Source organism: uncultured Veillonella sp. (genome assembly GCF_938010505.1).
GTDB lineage: Bacteria > Bacillota > Negativicutes > Veillonellales > Veillonellaceae > Veillonella.
On the sequence record NZ_CALLVP010000142.1, the window covers coordinates 1 to 4,854 of the forward strand.

Annotated in this window: 4 protein-coding genes; all 4 read left to right on the forward strand. The window is 40.0% G+C overall.

Features of this window, described 5'->3' with window-relative positions; genetic code table 11:
- Positions 1 to 123 precede the first annotated feature (123 nt).
- Positions 124 to 1,452 carry a putative aminohydrolase SsnA gene (gene ssnA, locus Q0507_RS08630; protein ID WP_298715094.1) on the forward strand — a complete coding sequence of 443 codons (1,329 nt, stop codon included), beginning with the start codon at positions 124 to 126 and terminating at the stop codon, positions 1,450 to 1,452.
- Between the two features lie 28 nt (positions 1,453 to 1,480).
- On the forward strand, positions 1,481 to 3,172 hold the full coding sequence (locus tag Q0507_RS08635; protein WP_298715096.1) for a selenate reductase: 1,692 nt from the start codon (positions 1,481 to 1,483) through the stop codon (positions 3,170 to 3,172).
- Positions 3,169 to 4,518: a dihydropyrimidinase gene (gene hydA, locus Q0507_RS08640; RefSeq protein ID WP_298715098.1), complete on the forward strand. Its 1,350-nt coding sequence runs from the start codon at positions 3,169 to 3,171 to the stop codon at positions 4,516 to 4,518. Before Q0507_RS08635 ends, hydA begins: the two co-directional genes overlap by 4 nt.
- Positions 4,519 to 4,535: 17 nt before the next feature.
- Positions 4,536 to 4,854: 2Fe-2S iron-sulfur cluster-binding protein (locus tag Q0507_RS08645; RefSeq protein ID WP_298715100.1), on the forward strand; the 319-nt coding region annotated here is incomplete at its 3' end.

Genomic DNA, 4,854 nt, shown 5'->3' on the forward strand with positions numbered 1-4,854 from the left:
ATTATCACATTATTAGAGAAATCTAAAGATGGTATAGCAGGAAAAACAGGCACACGTATCGTATTATAACAATATAAAGATTTATAAGTATGCATTTCAACGAATCGTTGAGGAGGTGCCCAAATGATTATATTAGGAAAAGGTACTGTTATTACTCGCGACGCTGATAGACCTATCATTTATGATGGTGCTGTTGCTATCGACGGGACTCAAATTGTTGATATTGGTAAATATGATGAATTATGCAAAGCTTATGCAAACGCAGAAATTATTGATGCTCATGGTGGCTTGATTATGCCAGGTTTCATTAATGCACATCATCATATTTACTCCGCTCTTGCACGAGGCTTATCGTTGCCAGGTCCAGCACCGACAAACTTCGGTGAAATCTTGGAAGGACTTTGGTTCTACTTAGATAATAAATTGACGGCTCCAGATGTAAAAGCAAGTGCATTACTTACGTATTTAGGCTGTATCGAAAATGGTGTAACTACTATTTTTGACCACCATGCAAGTTATGGTGAAGTTCCTAACAGCTTATCCATCATTGCAGATGTAGCTATACAATTCGGCGTTCGCTCATGTTTATGCTATGAAGTATCCGACCGCAATGGCGTAGACCAAATGAAAGCCGCTGTTGCAGAAAACGTACGCTTTGGTAAAGAAGCAAAACAAGATTCATCTAGACTTGCTGCTATGATGGGCTTACATGCATCTTTTACACTAAGCTCTGATACATTAGACTATGTGAAAGCTCACAATGAAGATAAATTAGGTTATCATGTTCATGTTGCAGAAGGGCCAGAAGATGTGGCAGATAGTAAAGAAAAATATGGCATGACACCTGTTAAACGACTTGTTGAAGCTGGCATTTTAGGTCCTAAGAGCATCGCTGGTCACTGCGTACACGTAACTGACGAAGATGTAGCATTGTTGAAGGAATCTCAAGCTAAGGTTGTACATAACCCAGAAAGTAACATGGGTAATGCAGTAGGCACAACAGATATCTTGAAACTATTAGATGCAGGTATTACTGTTGGTCTTGGTACAGATGGTTATACAAATGATATGCTCGAATCTTATAAAGTAGCGAACTGTCTCGTGAAACATGAGCAACATAAACCATATGTAGGCTGGGGAGAAGTACCTCATATGCTATTTGAAAACAACCGTAAAATGGCTAATGAATTCTTCGATACTACGGTAGGCATTCTTAAAAAAGGTGCTGCAGCTGACGTAATTGTTCTTGATTACGCAGCACCAACACCACTTGATGAAAACAACATCAATGGTCACTTGTTATTCGGTGCTAATGGTATGTATGTGGTAACAACCATTAGTGATGGTGTACCACGCATGATTGATCGTAAATTACAAGGCATCGACAAAGCTGAAGTAATGGACGAAGTTTTAGCAACATCTAAAGGTTTATGGAAACGACTAAACCCATAACGCAAGCGCTTTAAAGGAGTGTGACATTATGAGTGACATTATGTATCCGGTAAGTTTCGGAAATTTGATGAACCACATTATGACTGAGTACAAGATGTACAATCGTATTTACAATGTAAATAAAATTCATCGTACCAATCATGATCAACGCTTATCTATCTTTGGTAAATCCATTGAAAATCCTGTAGGTCCAGCAGCTGGCCCTAATACACAGTTGGCACAAAACATTGTGGCATCTTATGTAGCTGGTGCTCGTTGCATTGAATTAAAAACCGTACAAATCATGTACGGTGAAGAACTAGGTATTCCTAGACCTTGTATCTACTCTGTAGACGAAGCATACAACGTAGAATGGTCTTCTGAATATAGCTGTGATGAAGCTGCTGATGAATACATTAAAGCTTGGTTCGCATTAAAATTAATCTCTAAAGAATTAGGATTAGGCGATCCAGATGGATTCTTATTCATCATGAGTGTTGGCTACAACTTAGCTGGTATTAAGAGCCCTATGGTTGACAAATTCATCAACACAATGCGCAGTGCATCTCAATCTCCAATGTGGGATACTTGTAAACAATGGTGCCTTGACCATGTAGATGAATTTGAACATATCGATGCTGACTTCATTAACTCCATTGGTGATGAACTTTGTCAAGCAATCACATTGTCCACAATGCACGGTTGCCCAGCGGAAGAAATCGAATCCATTTGTTCGTACCTTATCAGTGAAAAAGGTCTTCACCTATACTTAAAGTGCAACCCTACATTGTTAGGTCCAAAACGCATTAGAGAGTTGTTGGATAACGCTGGCTTTGAATACATTGACTTTGAAGATCATCAGTTTGAAGTTGACCTTCAATTCGATAAAGCTGTTCCAATGTTAGAACGTCTTATCGCTCTTGGTGAAAAACACAACAAGATCTTTGGCGTTAAATTAACAAATACATTCCCTGTACAGATTCACAACAATGAATTGCCAGGCGAGCAAATGTACATGTCTGGTAAATCCTTGTTACCTGTAACAATTGGTGTAGCTGAGCTTTTAAGTGCTCAATTCGGCGAACGTTTACCAATGTCTTATAGCGGCGGTGCTGTAAAACAAAATATCAAAGCTATCTTTGATTGTGGTATCTGGCCTGTAACAGTATGTACAATTCTTCTACAAGGCGAAGGTTACAATACATTCAAAGGCTTAGCAGACGAAGTAGAATCTACTGATTACAATGCTGCTTTAAAAGTTCATAAAGAACTTATCGCTGAACTTGCTAAAGACATCGCTGAGAACAAAATTTTCAAGAAGAGCGATGCCATGAAGAAAAAACGTGAAGCAATGCCGTCCTTCCCTGGTACACGTAGCTCTGACTACCATTGCCGCGTAGTTTGTGGTGCTTGTGTTCGCGTTTGTCCTAATAGATGTAATGAAGTCGTTACTGTAAATGATGCTAAATTGATCGTCCATGTTGATCAAAGCTGTAATGAGTGTGGTAACTGTGCATGTCATTGCGTAGAACCTTGTCAACCATACAAGGATCGCATTACATTCTTCCACAATGCTGAAGCTTTAGCAGATAGTACAAATGATGGTTTCTACATCACAGGCACTAGCTGTGGTTATCGCTTCAAAGGTGAAGAAGCCGTATGTGACATTGATGCATTACCTGAAGAATTGAAAGGAGTTGTACATGCCTTCTGTAAAGAGCATGTGTACTATGTATCATGATTATCATACAACAAGGGGAATTGGTCTTAGCTGATCGAATCCTTATCGGAGATTTATTAATTGATGGCGACAAAATTGTCGCCATCGATGAACACGTTCCTGTTCCAGAAGGGGCTAAAGTAATTGATGCAAAAGGTTGCTACGTATTCCCAGGATTTATAGATCCTCATACGCACTTTCAAATGACCAATGCTTTAGCATCGACCGCGGATGATTTTGATAGTGGTACGAAGGCTGCTATCCTTGGTGGGACTACTTCAATTATCAATTTTGCTTCTCCTGAGGATGGCTCCCTTTGTAAAGGATTAGAGATTCATAAGGAGCGTGCCGTAGGGCATTGTTCCTGTGACTACAAATTCCATATGGAGCTTGTAGAAATCAATGATACGGTGGCCAGTGAAATCCCAAAAGTGGTTAAAGCTGGTGTATCATCCTTTAAGGTATATTTAGCTTATGGGTTCCGTTTAACGGACCGAGAAATTTATGACGCTATTGAAGCTATAAAACCAACAGGCGCACTTGTAGGGGCTCACTGTGAAAATGGGGACCTCATCGATGCACTCGTAGCTGATAAGCGTAAGCGCGGTGAGTTAGATATAAGTAATCATCCACTTACGAGACCAGCTATGATTGAATCGGAATCGATTAAACGATTTAGTACAATCGGCGCTTCTCTAGAGTATCCAGTACATGTTGTGCATGTAAGCTCTAAGGAAGGGGTAGAAGAAATCCTTCGAGAACGTGCACTAGGGCATGCAGTGACTTGTGAAACATGTCCACAGTATTTGGTACTTGATGAATCACGATATAGCTTGCCTGATTATGAAGGCGCTAAATACGTGATGAGTCCACCTCTTAGAACTGAAGTAGATCAAATGATATTGAAGGACGCTTTAGTAAATGGTACTTTCCAAACTATTGGCTCCGACCATTGTAGCTTCAATTTTGAAAGTCAAAAATTAAAAAGTCGTCATGACTTTACCCGTATTCCTGGTGGCATCCCAGGTGCAGAGGAACGGGGCATCGTCGCTTATGATGTATTGGTAAACCAGTGTAACATGAGTGCCGTAGATTTTATGAAATTAGTTAGTGAAAACCCAGCAAAACTATATGGCATGTATCCTAAGAAGGGCACATTAGCTGTAGGTAGTGATGGGGATATTACAATCGTAGATAAGAACGTAAAGCACGTTCTTTCAATAGAGTCCGCCCATACAAAGGCTGACTACATACCTTATGAGGGACTATCCGTAACCGGCAAGGTTCGTGATGTAATCCTCAGAGGTCACCATGTGGTACAAGATGGATCTTTAACAGAATCATATCTTGGTGAATGTATTCCTTAAAGAAAGGAGGGCTATATATGTACCGCTTTCAAGTGAATGGCACCTATCATGAGGTTCAAGAGGATCAGCGTTTAATTGATTTCTTGCGAGCTGATTTGAAATTGACGGGCACCAAAGAAGGTTGTAGTGCTGGTGCTTGTGGTACGTGTACAGTAATTATAGACGGAAAAAAGGCTAAGGCTTGTGTAAGTAAATTATCCCAATTAGATGGCAAATCAATTATAACTATTGAGGGCTTAACTGATAGGGAGAAAGCGGTATACACCTATGCTTTTGGTGAATGCGGAGCGGTGCAATGTGGTTTCTGTATACCAGGTATGATTATTAGTGCAAAAG

What these genes read in the sequence shown, in the direction of transcription:
- ssnA (WP_298715094.1), top strand. Translation starts at nt 124, where the DNA reads ATGATTATATTAGGAAAAGGTACTGTTATTACTCGCGACGCTGATAGA.
- Q0507_RS08635 (WP_298715096.1), top strand. Translation starts at nt 1,481, where the DNA reads ATGAGTGACATTATGTATCCGGTAAGTTTCGGAAATTTGATGAACCAC.
- hydA (WP_298715098.1), top strand. Translation starts at nt 3,169, where the DNA reads ATGATTATCATACAACAAGGGGAATTGGTCTTAGCTGATCGAATCCTT.